Source organism: Lysinibacillus sp. BF-4, assembly GCF_000743635.1.
In the GTDB taxonomy this organism is placed as follows: domain Bacteria; phylum Bacillota; class Bacilli; order Bacillales_A; family Planococcaceae; genus Metalysinibacillus; species Metalysinibacillus saudimassiliensis.
The window spans coordinates 1-15,401 of sequence record NZ_JPUW01000033.1 but is presented as its reverse complement, the minus strand read 5'-3'; the positions used below and the strand labels follow the sequence as shown (position 1 = coordinate 15,401).

Genomic DNA, 15,401 nt, shown 5'->3' with positions numbered 1-15,401 from the left:
CATGCTCTATTTTACAATAAAAATAAGCTACCTTAGTAAGGAAAACCTACTGAGGTAGCTTATGTTAATTCAACAGCAATCATTGTTGCATCATCTTTAAAATCAACTGTCGGAATAACGGCTTGAATAATAGCATCTGCAGAGCTATTATTTTTTAACAGCTCACCAGGACGACGTATCGTAATACCATCGGAGTGCATAAAGAACCGACTCACTGCCTGATAGCTAATACGATCTGTTTTAACAACTTGACGTCTGCCCGATAAAAAACCTGCCTGTGGGATTGGATAAATTAATTTATCGTTTTCATTGACCATATACATTTGTACATTACCAATTGAGCTATACTCAATTTGTTGGGTAGCGTAATGCACTTTAGCAATCGCAATTGCAGCACCACGCTTGCCTTTTAACGCTGCATTACAGCGTTGCATAAGGCGCTCAACGGACTCATCACCATATTGCTCAATAATAATGGGCATTACAGCTGCTGACTGTTGCGCCATTTCGCCACTGCCTAAACCATCTGCAATGCTACATATATAATAATCATCATCATGTTTTTCGAAATAAGCATCACCAGCTATTGTGCCGTGTTGCTTCGCGGCTCGATACACCGCACTTGAAATCGTTGTCATGTAGATACACTGTCCTCTACTAAAATGGCATCTTGTAGCTTTTTAATTGCTTTACGTTGTAAACGTGAAACATGCATCTGCGAAATACCTAAACGTTCTCCCGCTTCTTTTTGACTCAACTGCTCCAAGTACGTTAACTGAATGATTTGCTTCTCACGCTCGGTTAATACCGACATCGCTTCAGCTACAATCATACGCTTATTGGTCTTCTCATACTCTTCGTCTGTTCGACCAATGACATCAAACAGCGTAATGGAGCTACCATCTGAGTCAGACTCAATCGAATGATCCATTGATAACGCTTGGTAGCTACGTCCCATTTCCATTGCTTCAAGTACTTCTTCATCTGTAACTTCTAGGCGCTCAGCAATTTCGGTAATGCTTGGCGAACGTTGAAGCTCAGTAGTTAACGCCTCTACTGTTGCTTTAATACGTGGACCAAGCTCCTTAATACGACGTGGTACATGTACATCCCATGTTTTATCACGCAGGAAGCGTTTAATCTCACCAACAATTGTTGGCACAGCAAACGCCTCAAACGTGCGACCGAAATCCACATCAAATCGTCGAATAGCACCCAATAACCCCAGCATACCTACTTGCTTCATATCTTCTAAATTAGAGTAGTTGCTAGAGTATTTACGCGCAATCGAATCTACTAAGTATTGATAATTTAACACTAAGTTAGTTTGAGCTTCTTGATCTTCATTCTCTTGATATTGCACAATCCACTCAAATACTTGCTCCTTAGAAGCTCTCTTATTGTGTTGTGACTTTTTCGGCAACCTCATCCACCTGCTCTCTAGCGACATACTTCGTCATAAAGACTGTTACCCCACTATCGTTGTTTGCCAGTAATACCTCGTCCATTAGCGCGTCCATTAAGTATAAACCTAATCCGCCTTCACGTAAGTTTTCAATGGACTGCTCATTATGATAAGGGCCTACGGTAGCCTTCACTTTTTCATATTCAAAGCTTGAGCCATAATCCGAAATCATTAATTCGATTTTATCTTCGTATAAAGCACAACCAATAACCATTTCACCAGCACCTTCATATGCATGATGCACAACATTGGTTACAGCTTCGCTAATAGCAATTTTTAAATCTTCTATATCATCATAAGAAAACCCAATGCGGCTCGCTAGGCTCGAAACAGCTAAGCGTACAACACTTACATATTGCGATTTGGCAGGAAACTTCATTTCCACATAATCAAATTGTTTTGTCATTAGCTTAATTCCACCTTCTTCTCACCTTGGATATTCATAAGCTCACTTAAACCTGTAATCTCAAACAAACGTTGAATACGCTCAGACAGCCCAACAAGGCGTACATCTCCGCCCTCACGTTGTACACGTTTATAAAAGGCCACAAAAACACCTAACCCTGTACTATCGATATAATTTACATGTGTTAAATCCACTTCGATTTGCGTACCTTCTGTCACTTCTGCTGCATCTAAGCCTTCACGCAACTGTGGCGCTGTGTACGCGTCAATCTCACCTTCAACGAACCCACGTAAAATGTCACCGTCTTCTTTAAAATATACTTTCATATCCATGTATATAAACCCCCTCTGTAATTACATCCAATCAAATTAATGTTCTCTACCCTCAATGTTTTATGATTAAACATTAATTCTTTTTAATTACAACAACTGTGAAGTCGTCTTTTAAATTAAACTCGTGCATTTCTTCGAGCTTTTGATATAGATACTCACAAATTTGTTGAGGTGCTAAATGCTTCACATCATTTATAAGAGATGCCACTACACCACGCTCGTCAATTGTGTCGTCTTCTCTAAACTCTGTCACACCATCCGTAACAATGACGATCATATCGTCCTTCTCTAACACCACTTCATTATCAATATAGCGTGCCGTCGGAATAATACCTAGCAACATACCATTAGCCTCTAAATCGTGAAACTTATCTTCCTTAGCACGATACAAAAAGGCTGGTTCATGCCCTGCAGAACCATAGTAAAATTTATTTTCTTCAAGTACATAACAACCATAGAACATGGAGATAAACATACTGTCATCAACATTCTGCTCAACAATACGATTTAATACAGCTAATACTCTCGAAGGAATATGTCCTGACTCACGCATCGTCTCTAGACCATACTTTACCATCGACATACATAGTGCTGCAGGAACTCCCTTGCCTACAACATCTGTCACAGCAACGCCCACATAGTTTTCGTCATCTATAAAATGAACGTAGTCACCATTAACCGTTTTTAATGGCGTCGATAACATTCCAATCTCTATTTCATTACTATTAGGCATCTTTGTTTGTAGCATGGTCTTCTGTACATTAGCAGCAATGTTCATTTCAATTTGTAACTCCGCTTGCTTTTGTACAAGGCTTTGATGCTCACGTAAGGCCATACCGTAATGTACCATCATTTCGATTAAAAAGTCGTAAGCCGTACGTAAGCCCTCGATTTCCTCAGGAAAAATCGACTCTACCGCCTCTTTATGTAAACTAACTACATCTTCTGGCGCTACATTACGTCGTATTAGTTGTCGCACAAAGTTTTGTCCGATATATAAATTCCGCTCATTTTGATCCTTCACATAATCAGATAAAATTTTGTGATACTCACGTTCTAAATCTTCCATTTCATTCACACCTTATCGCAACCATTTAGTGATAGTAATTGTAGTACCTTCACCGCTCTTTGAGACAATATCCATACTATCCATTAAACGTTTTACTCCTGGTAAACCCGCGCCCAAACCACCAGACGTTGAGTAGCCATCCTCTAATACTTTACGCACATCTTCAATCCCAGCGCCCTTATCACTCGCTACAATTGAAATACCTTTACGTCCATCTTCGTAAAGACGCTCAATATCTACACGCCCTACTCGCGCATATAAATAAATATTACGCGCTAACTCACTAATCGCCGTTGTGATACGTGCTTGGTCAACTGTACCAAAGCCTATTTCCTTTGCTTCGTTACGTCCTAACTGACGCGCTGCAACGATGTCCCACTCCGTAACAATTTCCACTGACGTTTGTTGTGACATACTTAACCCCCCAGTTCTCTTTGGAGCTGTTCTAAGCCTTTTTCTAAGTCTAGTGCTGTAGAGCTAGCATTTAAGCTAATACCTAGTTCAACAAGCGTAATCGCAACAGGAGGCTGAATTCCTGTGAGTACAAGCTTAGCTCCCATCAAAGTAGCCATGTTGATAGCATCCCCTATAACTTTGGCGATATATGAATCCATAAAGTCTACAAATGTTAAATCTAATACAACGCCCCTAGCACCTGTTTCATATAACTTACTTAACAAATCCTCTTGAAACATCATAGCCATGTGATCATCTAATTCCCATTGGATTGACACAATCAAGCAATCATACAATTTTAAAATAGGTACTTTTAAGCTCATGAATCTTTCACCTCAATAATTTTTCGATTAATGCTTCGTAACGCTTTTTCTACCCCGCGTTGTAATGTACTTTCTGTTTCGAAGTCATGCATCTGCACGCCTAAGTTAACGATTGTTTGCGCAATTTCTGGACGAATCCCCACTAACATACTACGTGTACCGACTAAGCGTAATGCTTCAACAGCTTGCATCATGTAATGCGCTACCATCGTATCAACAACTGGTACTGCTGTAATATCAATTAACACTACTTCACTACGATGCGCTACAGCACCGTGTAATAAATTCTCTATAATTAATTTAGCACGTTCTGTATCAATTGTACCTACTAAGGGCATTACTGAAATTTTTTCGAAGATAGGAATTAATGGCGCAGTTAGTTCTTTTAGTGCTAATCGTTGAATCTCTAAAGTGTTTTCCCACATATCAACATGAAGTTGCACAAATCGATTACGCAAAGGTATTACACGCTTTTCTAAGGCGATTAATTGCTCCTCCTTGGTCATATCTTCAATAATAGCTAATTCATCTATAAGTTGATACACACTTAATCCAATACAGTCAAAAATATGCAAAACAGTTGCAATTGACCACGTTAATCGTTTGCTACCTCGGAAGAAAGTCTGCAAGCGTTGCTCTTGCTGTTCATCTACCAACTCAATTAAATCTAATACTTCTACAATAATCGGTTTTAATTGACTATCCTTTAATACCTCTTTAGGCACATATTCTGTCCCTAAACTTAATTGCTCAATAGTGTTTGCTATAATTTCTTTCCGATTATCACGTAAAACCATAAAAAATTGCTCGTTCATCATGTTATTACCTCACTTTTTTACTTTCCCTTAATCATACGACGAAAGGCTAACTTTCGGTACTAAAAAAGCATCGGTCACTATTGGTAAAGTGAATTCCGATGCTTAAAGCTGTATGTATGTTATAAATCGACTAACCCCAAACTAATCATCAATGCTGCATCTACTTTTCGCATTAGCGGCTTATCCAGACGCGTAATTTTATCTGTTAAGCGCGACTTGTCAATCGTCCGAATTTGCTCTAGCAAAATTACCGAATCACGTTCGAATCCATACTCCTTAGCACTGATTTCTACATGTGTTGGAAATTTTGCTTTTGCAATCTTCGCAGTAACTGCCGCAACAATTACTGTAGGACTAAAACGATTCCCAATGTCATTTTGAATGATTAGAACTGGTCGTGTTCCTCCTTGTTCAGATCCGACCACAGGTGATAAATCTGCAAAATACACATCACCACGTTTTATATTCAAAATTGTTAACCTCCGCTCACGGCTCGTGCAACAATACTTTCTGCTTCGTATTCTATCGTAAAACACTCTGTCGCTAATTTCAGGTTAATACTAGACATTTCCCTATAACCTTTAGCCATTACTTCATAATATGAACGGTGGCTAGTTGACGGATGAGTCCCATTTTTGGTACAGCTCATTAAATCTCCTTGACGATGTTTAATACAATCAAATAGCTTCGCACACACAAAAACGTACCTCCAATCACAACTAACTTTTAAAGTTGCAAAATTGATTAAGTACATTTTACCATTTTTACATAGCAATTTAAAGGCTCGAATAAGTCGTTTATCTGTCGAAAATACTATTATTCGCGCTTTTTTTCTTATTTTTAATCGTTTTTGTGTATTCTAGGCACTCTGTAGGAGAGCGTACATGGAATCTCATAATTTATAGTATTTAGTCTTTCGGCCCATTCATCTATATTGATAGTAGTATTTTGTTGTGTGCCTATCAGCGTAACAGGCTCACCTATTGGATAATTTTTGTTCATTGCGACCATACATTGGTCCATACAAATCTTACCTACAATTGGCATACGCTGACCATCAATCAATACTTCCTGTCCAGCTAGCCCTCTTAATAAACCATCCGCATAGCCTATTGGTAAAGTACCTATAAACATACGTTTTTTGGCAATAAAGGTAGCTCCATACCCAATGTGATCACCCGCCTCAATTTGCTTTACATGCGTTAACGCTGAATGTAAAGAAAGTGCTGGCTCAAGAGCAAACGGAGCACATGCTTCGACATAAGGTGAGGCAGCTAAACCATACATAGCTATGCCATAGCGCACCGCATTAAATTGATATGCCTGCGATTTAATTAGGGCTGTAGCCGTATTTGCTGCATGTATTAATCTAGGCTTATTGGGCAAAAATGCCACCATAGTGTTAAATGCTTTGGCTTGCTGTAAAAAATATGCTTCATCCTGCTCATCAGCTGTAGCAAAATGTGTAAAAATGCCGTCTACCTCAATGTCCTCACATTGAATAAACGCAGCAACTGCCTTCATCTCTTCTTCATCTCTAATACCTATCCTGCCCATACCACTATCAATCTTTAAATGAACACGAATATCGCCTGAACTTCTATGCATCATTACTTGCTCTAACCATTGTAAAGATGGTGCAGTAAGTGTTATATCATTTGTAATTGCATCATTTACAAATTGCGGTAACACAATACCCATTACAAGAATTGGAGCACTCTTAAAATGTTTTCTCATATGTAGCGCTTCTTCAAATGTTGCGACAGCTAATGTAGTTGCACCCTCTTGCAAAGCGGTACGCGCTACCTCAACGTCGCCATGACCATACGCATTAGCTTTGACAACTGCAATGATTTCAACATTGTCAGTTAAGTGTTGTTGTAGATTACGAATATTTTGTTGAATAGCCTTTAAATTTATATTAATTTTGGTTGGTCTATAATATTGTACTGAGCTCATTTTTTTCCCTCTCTCAGCTAGCCTAAACATAAACTACCCTGATTCCATACAATAAAACATAACCAACTTTTATTTTGTTCTATTATATATATCGACAATGTGTTTTGTTTTTTCACATTTGTAGCGAAATATTATGCTTAAACTAGGATAATTACTTGTGCTGCTGCATACTGTTCTGTATGCGTTATAGAAATAAAATCATTAGTTAACTCATTTTTAAAGTATAGCTTGGGTGCACCTAGTTCATTTGGCAAAATCGCTATGTCTTGAAGCTCACACTCTCCGCCAATACCCGTTCCTAAAGCCTTAGCATAGGCCTCTTTCGCAGCAAATCGACCACCTAAAAATTCCAATTTTCGATGTGGTGCTAATTGCTCATAAATCGCTCTTTCACGCTCTGTTAAAATTCGATTTACAAAGCGTGGTGTGCGCTCAATAATTTGCTTGATGCGTGGTAACTCTACGATATCTAAGCCAATTCCCTTAATCATAGCAATCTCCTTTGTACTCTAAGTTCAAACCTGTGTATAATGTAGTAACGAACTTGAGGTGAATAAAAATGTTTAAACGTACAGAAAACTTTAAAGAATACACAACTCTTTACCCTGTGGCCTCTATATTAATTGCGCTAAATATCATTATTTATTTAACACGCTTCATTCCAACGTACGGCGATATTATTTTTGCTTTAGGTGCACAATATAATTTAGCTATCGCCGAGGGGCAATACTGGCGCGTTCTAACTAGCATGTTTTTACACGCTGACTTTATGCACGTGCTAATGAATATGTTTTGGCTATTTTTATTCGGACCTGAGCTTGAGCTATTAATGGGCAAGCTACGCTTCTTAACTATTTTCCTAAGCGCAGGACTGATTGGTAATATTGCCACATTTATCATTTATGACGCACATTATTTAAGTGTGGGTGCAAGTGGCGCAATATTTGGTATTATGGGCGCATATGCAGCACTCATTTACTACACACGCAAAATGATGCCAGAATTGCGTCAATTAATTTTACCACTAATTTTAGTTAGTGTTGTAATGACATTTATCCAGCCCAATATTAATGCTGCTGCTCACCTTGGCGGCTTAGCTGGTGGATTTCTTTTAGGCTTAATTTATTTATATCCAAAACGCGTAAATAAATGGCGTGCTCGCTTATAATAGCAAAAAAATCATCATCTCCCTTTACTTGCGGAAATGATGATTTTTTTATTATACCTCTTTTTTATGCTCATACCATGTCAGGATATGATTTACATCTTTTGCTTCAAGTGCTGTTACAGTAGCCGTAGCACCAGTAGCACCTGACATTACATGCACACGCACATCCGACACATTTTTGCGTTGCTTAAAATAAGACTGACTCGCTGTTATTGATTGAATACGATGCTTCTCAGCAAAAAAAGTCACGCGGCTAAAAATACGATAACGAAGCGTTAACTGCTTATCATCAATTGCATAAGCTGCCGTACGATGTTGCCAAATGCCTAACGCAATTGTCAATGGTACTAGCAGTAAAGATAATAGCCCCCATGGCAACAAGAAATAGCTCAGTGCTGCAATCAATGGCACAAGCCAGATAAAATCAATGCGATAAAAGAAAGGACGTGAGCGTTTAGGTGACGCAATCCATTGCTGATGCCATTCATAATGGGGAAACAGTTCAGTAAGTGGTCCCTGTAGCTTGGAGCGCTTAATTAGAGGAAAGATTACCATCGAGTCCTCACCACTATTACTTCCTGCACTCTCTACACTTACCGTAGCGTATTTAAACAGTTGACGAAATGGATTTTCCACAATTTTTATAGCTTGTACGCGCTTTAATGGAATCGTAACACGTTTCTTTTCAAGTAAACCACGAGTAATCACAAGATTTTCTTCTTGTACTACTACTGTAAAGCTGTAATATTTTAAGTAGGTTAATAGAACTGACGCAATCCACCCCACAACAAATACAGCCAGTACTACTAAACTAATTAACAGCACACCGTATTTCGCAAGTGTCGCAAGCTCTCCGTAAATTTTTTCGTACGGAATAATGTCCGAAACTTGACTGAGCACTGCTAGTAAACCCGAAATAACAACACCTATACCACCTGATGTCGAAGCTAAAACCAGCAGGTCTTTTGTTGACATCTTATACATTGCTGTAACTTCTGCTACTGGAGCTAGTTCCTCTACTTGTTGTTCAGTTGGCTGTTGTTTAGCCTTACGCATCTCCGCTTCGATTTGATTAGCTGCTTCACGAGTTAGAGCAGTTAATACAACTTCCGCTTTGCCCTCAGAGCTACCTGCTGTTTCGACTTCTACTTTTACTAAGCCAAATAGACGATGAAAGATTCCCTCATGGTAATTTAATGTTTGAATGCGTTCAAATGGAATATAACGCTTCTTTTTAATAAATAAACCATACTTCACACGAAGTTCAGCATCTTCAAACCAGTAATAATAAGTCCACCAACGAATAATACTAAAAAATAAAGAAAATAAAATAACAATACTCCAAAAACCAATTAAAGCGAGTGAGCTCCAAAAGCCTGGACTTGAAAAATCTAATGTAAATTTTGAAAAATTAGCAACGAGCATAATCATTAATGGTACAAGAAACGCCCGAAAGGTTGCTGCCGCATCAATGACTACCGAGGCAAAGGGTAGTTTTTTATACATAATCTCAGACATCATCTTCCGCCACCCTTGCTAAGTCCGAGATGCGCGCGCGCATTTCGTCGGCCTCATCCATATTAAGCGCAGGAATTACATGTGTTGTTGCCGCTGTTGAAATCGAAATATTACCTAAATCATATTTTTTTAAAATAGGTCCTTGCGTAGTATCAACATGCTGTACACGTACCATTGGGATGATAGTACGCTTTACAATAAACAAGCCATGCTGTACTTCAATCTCATGCTCACGTACCTCATAACGCCAGCGCTCCCAACGCACCTTAGGAAATACAATCGTTGAAAATAGAATACTTAGTACCACTAATCCCCAGCCAATAAAATGACTCCATATCGGCCACTCAAAGCGTAGCGCTAAATAATCTACTACACCTGCAGCAATTGCAAGAATAACAGTTTGGATTACACCATATAAACGCCACACTGTTAAACCTCTACGCGATATTTTATGCTTCGGTTTACTTCTCAAGTCTAATCGCCTCCTGTTTTATTTACGGCTTATACTATAAAATGTTTCAAAAAAAGCCGCTCCCCTAAAGGAACGGCTAGTACTGTTATTATTGTTCTTCACGACGACGTGGACGACGATTGCCGTCACGACGGCCTCCGCCTTGACCACCTTCGCGACGTTGTTCTCCGCCACCTTGGCTACTACGGTTACGATCACGTCCGCCTTCACGACGACCGCCACCTTGACCGCCGCCACCTTGACCGCCGCCACCGCTACGGTTGCCACGGTAACGATTACCGCCGCCACCACCGCTACGGTTACCACCGCGACCGCCACCGCCACCGCTGCGATTTCCACGCATTGGTAATGGACGTTCTTCAGTGATTTGGATTGGTGAGTCACTTGGTTCTTTTGTTAATGAACGTAATGCTGCTGCTACTAAGTCAGTTGCATTGTGTTCTTCTAATAATTCAGATGCTAATGTACGGTAGTCATCTAAATTATTTTTTTGTACGATTTCTACTAATGTTTCCATCGATAAGCGTTGTTGACCAACAAGGGCCTCACTTGATGATGGTGGACGTAGAGGTGTCATACGCTTTTTAGTTGTTTCTTCAACGATACGTAGGTAACCCATTTCACGTGGTGTTACGAATGTTACCGCTAAACCTGATTTACCAGCACGACCTGTACGTCCGATACGGTGAACGTAAGACTCAGGATCTTGTGGAATATCAAAGTTATAAACATGTGTTACGCCTGAAATATCTAAACCACGCGCAGCTACGTCTGTTGCTACTAAGATGTCAATTTTATTTTCTTTAAATTGACGTAGTACAGAAATACGTTTCGCTTGGCTTAAGTCACCATGAATACCTTCTGCAAGGTAACCACGAATTGATAATGCTTGTGCTACTTCATCAACGCGGCGTTTTGTACGACCGAAGATGATAGCTAATTCTGGTTGGTGAACGTTTAAAAGACGAGCTAAGACATCAAATTTTTCACGCTCTTGCGCTTTAACGAAATATTGGTCGATGTTTTCGACTGTCATTTCTTTTGATTTAATCTTAACGATTTCAGGATCTTTCATAAATTCTTCAGCGATTTTGCGGATTGGTCCTGGCATAGTTGCTGAGAATAATAATGTTTGGCGCTCTGCTGGTACGTGCTCTAAAATCGAGTTAATATCATCAATGAAGCCCATGTTTAACATTTCGTCTGCTTCATCAAGTACAAGTGTTTGTACTTCATTAAGCTTTAACGTACGACGGTTAATATGGTCAATGATACGACCTGGTGTACCTACGATAATTTGTGGCTTATTTTTAAGCGCACGGATTTGACGTCCGATTTCTTGTCCACCATATACAGACAATAATTTAACGCGTTTATCGTAACCTAATTTGTAAAGTTCTTCTGATACTTGGATTGCTAACTCACGTGTAGGGGCAATAATTAACGCCTGGATTGCAGGGTTTTTTGGGTCAATTTTCTCAATTAGAGGGATACCGAATGCCGCTGTTTTACCTGTACCAGTTTGTGCCTGGCCAATAATGTCGCGACCTTCCATACCAAAACGAATTGTACCTTCTTGAATAGGTGTTGCTTCTTCGAATCCCATACGCTTAAGTGAGCGTAATGTTGATTCACTTACATTTAATTCTGAAAAATTTGTCAAACTCTTCATTCTCCTTTTTGCTTATAAGTTGACAAATGGTTACATTTTCAGATGAATGATGGCAAACTCGAGCCGATCTATTTGGAACGTTTCCGTCACTAATATGTCTCTTTACTAATAGCTAGTAAAGCTTTCTTGTTCATGAAAGGGAAAGCCCGGTCGTTGCCGAGCGGTTGTATTCTTTAGAATATAACCGTTAGTTCAAAAAAAAGCACTCTTCACAAGATTGTTGAAGAGCCTTCGCACAAAATGTATCCATTGCTTTCATTAGTCTATCACGCATAAGCAACGCATGCAATGGTTACGCCTCATTCTTAATTATCAGACTTTTATCATTGACAAACTGAGCAACTTTTGCAAACCACTTTTCGCAATCATCACTAAAACAAATATGATGCTTACCATTTGGTGAAAAATACAGGCGTTTGTCATATGACGCAAGCGTTGTATAAATTTTATTTGCTGTTGTATACGGTACCATACCATCGAGTTGCCCCTGCACAATGAGCGTTGGTACCGTAATATTTTTGACGTAGGGTGCTGTCAATTGTACAACGCGTGTAAACGCAAGTGCTGCGCTAAGTGGTACTTTTCCAAATTTAAAAGCATAGCGTTGAAAAGTCGGATTCATTTTTACTTGATAGCCAGCTGTCGCAAATATGGCAACATCCTTCACTAATTGTTTAGGCTCAATATAATTAAGCGCCGCACTAAGTAATACTAATTTTTTTACTGGGTAGCGCTGTGCCAAATATAGCGCCAGCACACCCCCCATCGAAAACCCTACTACAATTACATCATCCACACGCTTTGCGAGTTTACGATAACTAAGCTCAGCATCTTTTAGCCAATGCTCTGCCTTGCACCGACGTAAATCTAATACTTCGCCATGCCCCGTTAATGTAGGTGCTTTGGTAGCATAGTCATACTGTGCTAAATAATTTTGTAGTGGCGCAATCTCATACGTCCCACCTGAAAAACCATGCAAATACAAAATACCAGTCGTCACTGCCCTACCTCCTAAAAAAAGCGCTACTACATATTAGTAGTAACGCTGTCGTTTAAATTAATCGTTCAAGTTTCATGCCACGGGAGCCTTTAATTAATAGCAACGTTTCATTTGTTGCACTCTGCTCAATAATATTAGCTAGTGCCGAAATATCTTCAGCAGCATAATATAAATTAGCATCACTAAATTTATGAGCTAGCTCTTCATATAGTACACGCATACGTGGCCCATATAATAGCACTGTTTCGATATGTGCTGGATCAATAACATCCGCCAACTCTGCATGGTAAGCTAACTCATTTGGCCCAAGCTCTAACATATCTCCAAGCACTAGCCATTTTTTAGGTCGAATAGTAGTTGTCTTCATAAACTCAATTGCCGCACATACAGAGGTTGGTGCCGCGTTGTATGCATCATTAATAAATAATACATCACCTTTTGGCACTAATTGCATACGCATATCTGTTAACGTCACCTGTGCTAGTGATTGCTTAATTTGCGCTGGTGTTAAGCCAATATGTTGCGCAACAAGCATTGCACCTAACGCATTTTTCACTTGATGCTCACCCAGTACAGAAATACTCACATGCTCATCTATCACACCATGCACAGTAAACTCACTACCCGCTTCAGTTGCTAAAATATCCGTCGCGTATAAATCATTTGTTGCTTGCATACCAAAGGCTTTTGTATTCAATTGCTCTGTAATAAGCGCCTGTAGTAATGGCTCATCCCCATCATAAAATAAAATACCGTTTGGTACTAAGCCCTCACTAATTTCAAACTTTGCTTTCGCAATACCTTCACGTGAGCCAAGGTCCTGCATATGTGCTTCGCCAATATTAGTAATGATTGCGATATGTGGGCGTGCTAGCTTTGTTAAAAACGCAATTTCGCCAAAACCGCTCATACCCATTTCAAGTACAGCTACCTCAGCATCCTCATCCAAATTTAGTACAGTAATCGGAAGCCCAAGCTGATTATTAAAGTTACCTTGTGTCTTTTGCACTTTAAAATATGGCGCTAGTAAGCCCGCTACAATATCCTTTGAAGATGTTTTACCATTAGAGCCTGTAATACCAATAAAGGTTGCTTGATGCTCTGTACGGTACTGACGTGCTAGCTCCTGTAATGCTAGTTCTGTATCCTCTACAATAATTAATGGTACATCTGTTGGTGGATTAGGCTCATCTGCCTGCCACAACACAGCGGCTGCCCCCGCCTCGATAGCTTGTTGTACATAGTCATGCCCGTTTGAGCGCTCACCACGAAACGGTACAAATAAGTCACCCGCCTTAACTGTGCGCGTATCAATTGTTACACCTGTAACTTCAACCTCTGGCTGCTGAACCTGTGTTACTTGTAGCCAATCAGCTAATTGTTTTACTGTTCGTTTCATTTGCTCTACCTCTTTTATAAATTAAATTGGAGTTTTTGCTTTTGCGCATGGCGCTCTAAGCCTAGCTCAATTAAACGGTCAATTAAATCACTGTATGCTACATCTGTTTTTTGCCATAGCAGTGGATACATACTCACTGGTGTAAAACCAGGTAGCGTATTTACCTCATTAATATAGATAGTATCATCAGCCGTCACAAAAAAGTCAGCACGCACTAAACCGCTACCATCAATCGCTTTAAATGCTTTCTTAGCCATTGTTTGAAGCGATAGTAATGTCGCGTTTGAAATCTCTGCTGGAATAATTAGCTCTGTTGAGCCGTCTGCGTATTTTGATTCATAATCATAAAAATCAGATACTGCTTTAATTTCACCTGCTACTGAAACTTGTGCTATGTCATTACCTAATACAGCAAGCTCAATCTCACGCGCTACAACACCTTGTTCAATAACAATTTTACGATCATATTTTAACGCAACTGCAATAGCCTCTGTTAATTCTTCGCGTGTTTCGGCTTTGCTAATCCCAACACTTGAACCAAGGTTAGCTGGCTTTACATACATTGGGTAAGCAAGTTTATCTTCACATTGTTGTAAAATAACTTCTTGATTTTCTTGCCATTCAGCGTTAATGAAGTGAACGTAAGGCAATTGAGGAAGTCCAGCCATCTCAAATAATTGCTTCATTACTACTTTGTCCATACCTGTTGACGAGCCAAGGACATTATTACCAACGTAAGGTAAATTAAGTACCTCAAAAAAGCCCTGTACTGTACCGTCTTCACCGTTTGTACCATGTAATAATGGGAAAATCACATCAAACTCACGTAATTCATTTGCTTCATTTACTAAAAATGACATCACATCATGCGGTTTGTCTTCTCCTGCTAGGCGCAGGCTCTCGATTGTTGTTAATGGCTCACTTACTGCATTACCACAGCGCCATTCGCCTTGTTTCGTAATAAAAATAGGGGTTACTTCATATTTAGTAAAATCAATTGCACCAATAACTGCAAGTGCTGTTGATAGCGACACCTCATGCTCTGCTGATTTGCCACCGTATACTAATCCTAGTTTTTTCTTCATTAAAAAATCCTCCAATTATAAATGCCAGTATGTACATTTAGTTTAGCACGAAGCCACGGTTTATATAAGAAAACTCACTGGTATTTCAGTGAGTTTTACGTAATATGAATTAAATCGTCCGCTTCTTCTTTTAAAATCTGTTTCAAATCATCCCATATCTCATCTGGGAAATTATAATGCGATAAATTACGTACTTCAATTTCATACGCTGACTTTGTTTTATCCGATTTTGCTAAGGAAAATAATGCCCCCTCCTTAG

The 15,401-nt window shown here is 39.4% G+C and carries 18 protein-coding genes; 1 reads left to right on the top strand and 17 read right to left on the bottom strand.

Translation table 11 applies throughout. The features are described 5' to 3' along the window. Positions 1-59: 59 nt before the first annotated feature. From CH76_RS10365 to acpS, 11 genes are all read right to left on the bottom strand, one after another. Complete coding sequence (locus CH76_RS10365) at positions 60-638, bottom strand: PP2C family serine/threonine-protein phosphatase (protein ID WP_036145829.1); 579 nt, start codon at positions 636-638, stop codon at positions 60-62. Then, positions 635-1,423 (bottom strand): RNA polymerase sigma factor SigB, encoded by a 789-nt coding sequence (gene sigB, locus CH76_RS10360; protein WP_235190387.1) that lies wholly within the window; start codon positions 1,421-1,423, stop codon positions 635-637. Before sigB ends, CH76_RS10365 begins: the two co-directional genes overlap by 4 nt. Continuing rightward, the gene (rsbW, locus tag CH76_RS10355; protein WP_036145825.1) at positions 1,398-1,871 is read right to left on the bottom strand and encodes an anti-sigma B factor RsbW; all 474 of its coding nucleotides are present in this window, start codon (positions 1,869-1,871) and stop codon (positions 1,398-1,400) included. The genes sigB and rsbW overlap by 26 nt, the downstream gene beginning before the upstream one ends. Beyond that, positions 1,871-2,203 carry an STAS domain-containing protein gene (locus tag CH76_RS10350; RefSeq protein WP_036145822.1) on the bottom strand — a complete coding sequence of 111 codons (333 nt, stop codon included), beginning with the start codon at positions 2,201-2,203 and terminating at the stop codon, positions 1,871-1,873. The genes rsbW and CH76_RS10350 overlap by 1 nt, the downstream gene beginning before the upstream one ends. A 73-nt stretch (positions 2,204-2,276) precedes the next feature. Beyond that, positions 2,277-3,272, bottom strand: coding sequence for a PP2C family protein-serine/threonine phosphatase (locus tag CH76_RS10345; protein ID WP_036145818.1), 996 nt, complete (start codon positions 3,270-3,272; stop codon positions 2,277-2,279). Between the two features lie 12 nt (positions 3,273-3,284). Next, the gene (locus CH76_RS10340) at positions 3,285-3,686 is read right to left on the bottom strand and encodes an anti-sigma regulatory factor (protein ID WP_036145815.1); all 402 of its coding nucleotides are present in this window, start codon (positions 3,684-3,686) and stop codon (positions 3,285-3,287) included. 2 nt (positions 3,687-3,688) lie between these two features. Beyond that, positions 3,689-4,051: an STAS domain-containing protein gene (locus CH76_RS10335; RefSeq protein WP_036145813.1), complete on the bottom strand. Its 363-nt coding sequence runs from the start codon at positions 4,049-4,051 to the stop codon at positions 3,689-3,691. Beyond that, a complete protein-coding gene (locus CH76_RS14290) occupies positions 4,048-4,869 on the bottom strand; it encodes an STAS domain-containing protein (RefSeq protein WP_051910319.1) in 822 nt (273 codons plus the stop codon). Before CH76_RS14290 ends, CH76_RS10335 begins: the two co-directional genes overlap by 4 nt. A 119-nt stretch (positions 4,870-4,988) precedes the next feature. Further along, positions 4,989-5,339 (bottom strand): type II toxin-antitoxin system PemK/MazF family toxin, encoded by a 351-nt coding sequence (locus tag CH76_RS10325; RefSeq protein WP_036145811.1) that lies wholly within the window; start codon positions 5,337-5,339, stop codon positions 4,989-4,991. A gap of 370 nt (positions 5,340-5,709) precedes the next feature. Then, positions 5,710-6,828 (bottom strand): alanine racemase, encoded by a 1,119-nt coding sequence (gene alr, locus CH76_RS10315; RefSeq protein ID WP_036145807.1) that lies wholly within the window; start codon positions 6,826-6,828, stop codon positions 5,710-5,712. A 137-nt stretch (positions 6,829-6,965) separates the two neighbouring features. Continuing rightward, the gene (gene acpS, locus CH76_RS10310; RefSeq protein WP_036145805.1) at positions 6,966-7,319 is read right to left on the bottom strand and encodes a holo-ACP synthase; all 354 of its coding nucleotides are present in this window, start codon (positions 7,317-7,319) and stop codon (positions 6,966-6,968) included. Positions 7,320-7,387: 68 nt separating this feature from the next. On the opposite strand from acpS, the gene CH76_RS10305 reads away from it, so the two are divergent. Next, positions 7,388-7,996, top strand: a complete 609-nt coding sequence (locus tag CH76_RS10305; protein ID WP_036145803.1) for a rhomboid family intramembrane serine protease — start codon at positions 7,388-7,390, stop codon at positions 7,994-7,996. Between the two features lie 51 nt (positions 7,997-8,047). Here the strand turns inward: CH76_RS10305 and CH76_RS10300 are convergent, their stop codons facing one another. The 6 genes from CH76_RS10300 to CH76_RS10275 form a co-directional block, all read right to left on the bottom strand. Further along, positions 8,048-9,517: a PH domain-containing protein gene (locus CH76_RS10300; protein ID WP_081892688.1), complete on the bottom strand. Its 1,470-nt coding sequence runs from the start codon at positions 9,515-9,517 to the stop codon at positions 8,048-8,050. Then, a complete protein-coding gene (locus CH76_RS10295) occupies positions 9,507-9,986 on the bottom strand; it encodes a PH domain-containing protein (RefSeq protein ID WP_036145799.1) in 480 nt (159 codons plus the stop codon). The genes CH76_RS10300 and CH76_RS10295 overlap by 11 nt, the downstream gene beginning before the upstream one ends. Positions 9,987-10,074: 88 nt before the next feature. Then, positions 10,075-11,649: a DEAD/DEAH box helicase gene (locus CH76_RS10290; protein WP_036145797.1), complete on the bottom strand. Its 1,575-nt coding sequence runs from the start codon at positions 11,647-11,649 to the stop codon at positions 10,075-10,077. Positions 11,650-11,950: 301 nt separating this feature from the next. After that, the gene (locus CH76_RS10285) at positions 11,951-12,658 is read right to left on the bottom strand and encodes a carboxylesterase (RefSeq protein WP_036145795.1); all 708 of its coding nucleotides are present in this window, start codon (positions 12,656-12,658) and stop codon (positions 11,951-11,953) included. Between the two features lie 52 nt (positions 12,659-12,710). Next, complete coding sequence (gene murF / locus CH76_RS10280) at positions 12,711-14,057, bottom strand: UDP-N-acetylmuramoyl-tripeptide--D-alanyl-D-alanine ligase (RefSeq protein WP_036145792.1); 1,347 nt, start codon at positions 14,055-14,057, stop codon at positions 12,711-12,713. Between the two features lie 14 nt (positions 14,058-14,071). Continuing rightward, a complete protein-coding gene (locus tag CH76_RS10275) occupies positions 14,072-15,142 on the bottom strand; it encodes a D-alanine--D-alanine ligase (RefSeq protein ID WP_036145790.1) in 1,071 nt (356 codons plus the stop codon). Positions 15,143-15,401 lie beyond the last annotated feature (259 nt).

Coding starts and splice junctions, on each gene's coding strand:
- CH76_RS10365 (WP_036145829.1), bottom strand. CDS start 638: ATGACAACGATTTCAAGTGCGGTGTATCGAGCCGCGAAGCAACACGGC.
- rsbW (WP_036145825.1), bottom strand. CDS start 1,871: ATGACAAAACAATTTGATTATGTGGAAATGAAGTTTCCTGCCAAATCG.
- CH76_RS10350 (WP_036145822.1), bottom strand. CDS start 2,203: ATGGATATGAAAGTATATTTTAAAGAAGACGGTGACATTTTACGTGGG.
- CH76_RS10345 (WP_036145818.1), bottom strand. CDS start 3,272: ATGGAAGATTTAGAACGTGAGTATCACAAAATTTTATCTGATTATGTG.
- CH76_RS10340 (WP_036145815.1), bottom strand. CDS start 3,686: ATGTCACAACAAACGTCAGTGGAAATTGTTACGGAGTGGGACATCGTT.
- CH76_RS10335 (WP_036145813.1), bottom strand. CDS start 4,051: ATGAGCTTAAAAGTACCTATTTTAAAATTGTATGATTGCTTGATTGTG.
- CH76_RS14290 (WP_051910319.1), bottom strand. CDS start 4,869: ATGATGAACGAGCAATTTTTTATGGTTTTACGTGATAATCGGAAAGAA.
- alr (WP_036145807.1), bottom strand. CDS start 6,828: ATGAGCTCAGTACAATATTATAGACCAACCAAAATTAATATAAATTTA.
- acpS (WP_036145805.1), bottom strand. CDS start 7,319: ATGATTAAGGGAATTGGCTTAGATATCGTAGAGTTACCACGCATCAAG.
- CH76_RS10305 (WP_036145803.1), top strand. CDS start 7,388: ATGTTTAAACGTACAGAAAACTTTAAAGAATACACAACTCTTTACCCT.
- CH76_RS10300 (WP_081892688.1), bottom strand. CDS start 9,517: ATGATGTCTGAGATTATGTATAAAAAACTACCCTTTGCCTCGGTAGTC.
- murF (WP_036145792.1), bottom strand. CDS start 14,057: ATGAAACGAACAGTAAAACAATTAGCTGATTGGCTACAAGTAACACAG.
- CH76_RS10275 (WP_036145790.1), bottom strand. CDS start 15,142: ATGAAGAAAAAACTAGGATTAGTATACGGTGGCAAATCAGCAGAGCAT.